The 4,915-nt window shown below is 40.5% G+C and carries 4 protein-coding genes; all 4 read left to right on the plus strand.

Features of this window, described 5'->3' with window-relative positions; all coding sequences use genetic code 11:
- Positions 1 to 197: 197 nt before the first annotated feature.
- The 4 genes from ACXAF9_RS18060 to ACXAF9_RS18075 all read left to right on the plus strand — a co-directional run bounded on the left by ACXAF9_RS18060 (position 198) and on the right by ACXAF9_RS18075 (position 4,650).
- Positions 198 to 1,430, plus strand: coding sequence for an ABC-three component system protein (locus tag ACXAF9_RS18060; protein WP_475076779.1), 1,233 nt, complete (start codon positions 198 to 200; stop codon positions 1,428 to 1,430).
- On the plus strand, positions 1,423 to 1,932 hold the full coding sequence (locus ACXAF9_RS18065) for an ABC-three component system middle component 4 (protein ID WP_475076784.1): 510 nt from the start codon (positions 1,423 to 1,425) through the stop codon (positions 1,930 to 1,932). The genes ACXAF9_RS18060 and ACXAF9_RS18065 overlap by 8 nt, the downstream gene beginning before the upstream one ends.
- Entirely contained in the window at positions 1,932 to 3,929 is a 1,998-nt protein-coding gene (locus ACXAF9_RS18070; protein WP_475076787.1) for a hypothetical protein, read from the plus strand. Before ACXAF9_RS18065 ends, ACXAF9_RS18070 begins: the two co-directional genes overlap by 1 nt.
- 394 nt (positions 3,930 to 4,323) lie before the next feature.
- Complete coding sequence (locus ACXAF9_RS18075; RefSeq protein WP_475076789.1) at positions 4,324 to 4,650, plus strand: type II toxin-antitoxin system HicB family antitoxin; 327 nt, start codon at positions 4,324 to 4,326, stop codon at positions 4,648 to 4,650.
- Positions 4,651 to 4,915 lie beyond the last annotated feature (265 nt).

Genomic DNA, 4,915 nt, shown 5'->3' on the forward strand with positions numbered 1-4,915 from the left:
GTATTTGATCGGGTTATTGGAAAGAAGAGAAATGAACGCACAGAGCCTGAGTTTGGTCCGTGGGTAAAGGGTGTTTTTCAGGGACGACTACATAGCCGCAATTTACTGCGGCGTTACATTTCACTACAGGATTAGGCGCAGTTGCCAAATGGAGTAAGGGGTAAAGATGTTAGTGGTTCATATAAAGGGAAAGCCAAATGATTGAATTCATTTCTCAGCAAAATAAAAAGAATCTAATCCTATTTGTTCATGGATTTTGCGGAGGAGAGGCGACCTGGCGGAATGGGGAGGCACGCTCCTTCCCTGAATTATTTTCCGATGATATAGAAGTATCAAAAAATTATGACATAGCCCACTTTTCATACTTCACCAAGTTACTAAACCTTTTCGCCAAGGCGGGTAAGGTTTCTACGCTTGTTAAGCGTATGTTCGGAACTTCACACGGAAAACTGGCCAACAATATAAGCATTGAGGAAATCGGAAACTTACTTAGAACTGAAATCCGATTTAAACTACAAACATACGACAATATTATCGTTGTTGCTCATAGCATGGGCGGGTTGGTAACCAAAAGTGCTATTACAAAAGATATTGAAGAAAAGACACCATCAAAGATTAAGCTCTTTATCTCTTTGGCTGTACCCCACCAAGGGGCAGAAGCGGCAACTTTCGGAAAATTGATAAGTGACAACCTTCAGATAGAAGGACTTTCACCGCTCAATGATTTTATTCACAAGATAAATGATGAATGGCTAAAAACCAGCTTAAGGCCAGCCACAAAGTATTTTTACGGTGTGCATGATTCGGTTGTCAAAAAAACAAGCGCCGTCCCGATAGATAGAGAAAAATCTGATGCAATACCAGTAGATGAAGATCACACCAGCATTACGAAACCTGAGAACCCCGATAGCACGATAGTCATGGCTGTCAAACAAATGATATTAGATTTTGAAAAGAATGATCCCGGAATATCAGCGCTCGAGCTAAAGCAGCTTGAAGCTGAAACAGACTTTGACGATGAACTGTTTGTCTTAAAATTGATCTCTGCCGATATACACAACACGACGATAAGAGAGGCCAAAGAAGCATTTTTAAATGCAGAGTATATAAGGAAAATATTTAGTAGTTCTTCGGATCAAAAACGGCTATCTGAATTATATGCAAAAATACGCAAGGTTTATCAGAATAGCTACACAAAATACATTCATGATGGCATCCCAAGTTCCGGGTTATTGTTAGCGGATGTACATGAAACAATCATTAAAGAAGATAAGAATTTTTTAGACACGTTCATTCTGTTTATAAACGCCATCCATAAGCAGGGGATGCTCCACCAACTCGCCAACTCAAATGATGAAAATATTTGGTGGGTAAAAGACGGGTCAATAGATTTACTTAGAGACCTCTTGGCGGAGGGTGAAGATGAATAAACTTCCATATATCCAGACAGAACGCGAGCTGCATTATAACTTAGGAATACTTCTTTTGATAATTGGAAGCCTTGCTCAAACTCCCAGAAACAAGAAAGTACTAACTATTGACAAGATACAATCATTTTACTTTCTAGTTACTAAGCCAGCCTTCTTAAACAAAGTGCTAATGTTGGCAAACAAGCGTCAAATCGACATTGATGATGTCGACTATTACACGGTAGACATACTTTCTGTAAATGTCGACGAACTCTTTAATCGAGATCGACTTTTGATCATGATAAAAATACTGTCATCTAAAAAGTACTTGTCGTCTGAATATTCTAACTCAGAAGGGTTCTTATTTGACCTGACAGGTGCCGGAAAATCTATCGCAAGCAAATTAGATAGTGGCTACTTCCGAAAAATAAAACTATTTATCGAACAACTTTCATCGCTTCAATCGCAGAGTCCTAGCAAACTTAATGGGTATATAAATACAGTATTAAAGCAGGGAATATAATGAATCTCTCTCAAGGTTTACTTTTAAAGAATTTAATACTATGCGGGCATCGAAAAGATTATCGAGTCAAATTTCATCCAGGTATAAATATAATTTATGGTGATGCTGATACGGGAAAGTCAAGCATACTTAGGCTTGTTTACTATCTTCTTGGCGGAAAGCAAATCAAGATAGACGAAGAAATTTCTTCATCAGTAAAGTATGCAGTCCTTGAAATAACCATAAATGGCACGCCCTACTGTATCAGCAGAGATATTTTCAATCCCTCAAGAGATATTGATGTATATTCTTGTAAGTACTCTGAGATATCAAGCTCCTTTCCCGAAAAATACAAATCCAGCGTTACCAAAGGAGATGATCAAAATAAAAGTCTTTCCGAATTTATTCTTGAGGCGCTAGAACTTCCTGTCGTTCGATTAAAACAGGCCCCAACAAAAGATTCATCAGAAACAGCCAGGCTTAGTTTTCTGGACCTGTTCAAGTTTATTTACTTGGATCAAGACGATGTTGGTAGCACTCACATGCTAAACATTGGGAACCATGTCGTTGAAACAAAAAACAGGGAAGTCTTTAAGTATATATTTAATGTTCTCGACTCTGGAATATCCGAGATAGAAGTAGATATAGCAAGTAAAACACAAGAGAAGACACAGCTTTCGAACCAGTACTCTGCTATAAGCCACTTTTTGTCTCAGACTGAATTTAAAAGCGCTGAAGATTTAGACGAAGAAATAAGCAGCATAGACAACATAAAAATTGAAGTGGACTCTCGGCTTTCAGATCTAAACAAGCGAATGACGAGCGACAATGAACTATATGAAGGCCTCAAAGATGCCCTAAACACAATTAATTTGAATATTGAGCAGCAAGAAGAAGCAAAGAGCAACGCTTTACGAAGCATTGAAAGATTTAGCCGACTCCTCAACGATTACCAAAATGATATTGACAAAATTGAATCCAGCCTCTCAGCCAAAGATTTTATAGGCAGAGATATTCAGGAGAAAACAAGCTGCCCTATCTGCGAAACCATTATCGAAATCGGTGACATATCCGATAAATTTGACATCCCAAGTGACACACGCTTAAAAAGCGAGCTGACATCGATCAAAAGGAGATCAAAAGATCTCAAACAGTTGGTATCTGATAACAGATCAGATTTAAACTCCGCCAACTCCCTCCTAGCTGAACTCTATCAGGAGAAACAGAAAGCCAGAGAAATAATGGACGAAGAGCTTTCAAATTCTATTTCACCATATCTAGCCGAGCGAGACGCAATTGTCAAAGAATTAGCGCAACTTGACGAACGTCGAGAAAGGGCAGTTCACTCCCTGCGAATAAGGAACAAGCAGGCTGCACTTGCTGACCAAATAGGCCGCTTAGAAGGAACGATCGAGAAACTAAAGATTAAACTTGATGAACTCAAAAAGAATGCCCCGTCACTTGATAATGTTTTGAAGGATCTAGGAGCCGATATCAACAAATTTATTCAGCAGGTAAAGATTAAAAACCATCACGGCGTAGGAATAGACGAAAAAACATTTTTCCCAAAAGTCAGAAATATTGAATACAGGAAAATCAACTCAGGCGGACTTAGAACAATTGTTTCTATCGGATACTTGGTGTCCATCTTACTGCAGAAACTGCGTAAAGATACTAATATTCCAGGATTATTAATGATCGACACCGTAGGGAAATTTCTGGGGAAAACCCCTGAAGATTCCGATGAAAGTCAAATTGACAACGAAAGTGATGTTGATGGTGTGGCAGATCCAGAGAAATACAGAAATCTATTCAATGCATTAGTAGCAGTTGCTGAAGAGTTCGATGATAAAGGTAAGCTCTGTCAGATTATATTGGTAGATAATGACATGCCTCGGGATGTAGCGTACGAAAACAAAGGTTTTGAAATAGCCCACTATAGATCTAACGGTATCAATGGGCTTCCAATTGGTCTAATCGATGACTGGGATTCGGCCCCTAATAAATTAAAAATGTAACAAATCAAAGCACGCGGACTTGGCAAAGCGGTCGCCTTTTTTGTTCCAAAAAAGTCGCCAACTTCACCAAGCCGGTGTTTGAGGCGTTACATTTCATTCGTACCGTCTTGCGCAACTTGCCTTTAGTATCATTAGTGATACTATATAGGTATGGCAAGCATCAAAGATATCCTCATTCAGATGAGGAACAACCCAAAATCTATAAGATTCAATGACTTATGTAAGGTCTGCGACTCTTACTTCGGCGAAGCTCGCCAATCGGGCTCTAGCCATAGGGTTTATAAGACCCCATGGCAAGGCGACCCGCGTGTAAATATCCAAAACTCCAAAGGTAAGGCAAAGCCTTACCAAGTGAAACAAGTTTTGGCCGCTATCGAGCGTATGGAGGTAGAAAATGGCTAAAGAAATCGATCGCTACACATACCGCGTTACTTGGTCTGAAGAAGACCAAGAACATGTTGGTTTATGCGCGGAGTTTCCAAGCCTAAGTTGGCTTGAAGAAACTCCTGAAGCTGCATTGGCTGGTATTAGAAACCTAGTTCAAGATTGCGTATCTGACATGCTTTCAAACGACGAGGACGCTCCAGTGCCAATCTCAATTAAACAGTACAGCGGCAAATTCATGGTTCGTGTTCTTCCCGAGACTCACCGCATGCTCGCAATAAAAGCTGCAGAGTCAGGCGTAAGTTTAAATCGCCTTGTCTCCAGCAAACTGAGCTAAATGTAACAAGGCCAGTCACAATCGCCACCAAGCTGGCTGGACCTCCGCTGCGTTGCTTCGTTTATGCTTTAACGCTACGCTAGCACAAACAAATCAACCCAGCTCCGGCCTGTGCTGGCGGCGTTGAGGCTGTCGGATAAGTCCTGCAGCCCTCGACCTGCGGTCGAACCCTCGGTTACACTGCTTGAAACAAACTTTACCCCGCATGGTGCAACGGATGGCACGCTTCAAACACTACGATTACGAGCAAACCAAGATGATTCCG

This window comes from Neptunomonas sp. ABH4_499, from assembly GCF_056160565.1.

Excerpts from the sequence above, each read along its gene's own strand:
- ACXAF9_RS18060 (WP_475076779.1), top strand. The coding sequence starts at position 198 with ATGATTGAATTCATTTCTCAGCAAAATAAAAAGAATCTAATCCTATTT.
- ACXAF9_RS18065 (WP_475076784.1), top strand. The coding sequence starts at position 1,423 with ATGAATAAACTTCCATATATCCAGACAGAACGCGAGCTGCATTATAAC.
- ACXAF9_RS18070 (WP_475076787.1), top strand. The coding sequence starts at position 1,932 with ATGAATCTCTCTCAAGGTTTACTTTTAAAGAATTTAATACTATGCGGG.
- ACXAF9_RS18075 (WP_475076789.1), top strand. The coding sequence starts at position 4,324 with ATGGCTAAAGAAATCGATCGCTACACATACCGCGTTACTTGGTCTGAA.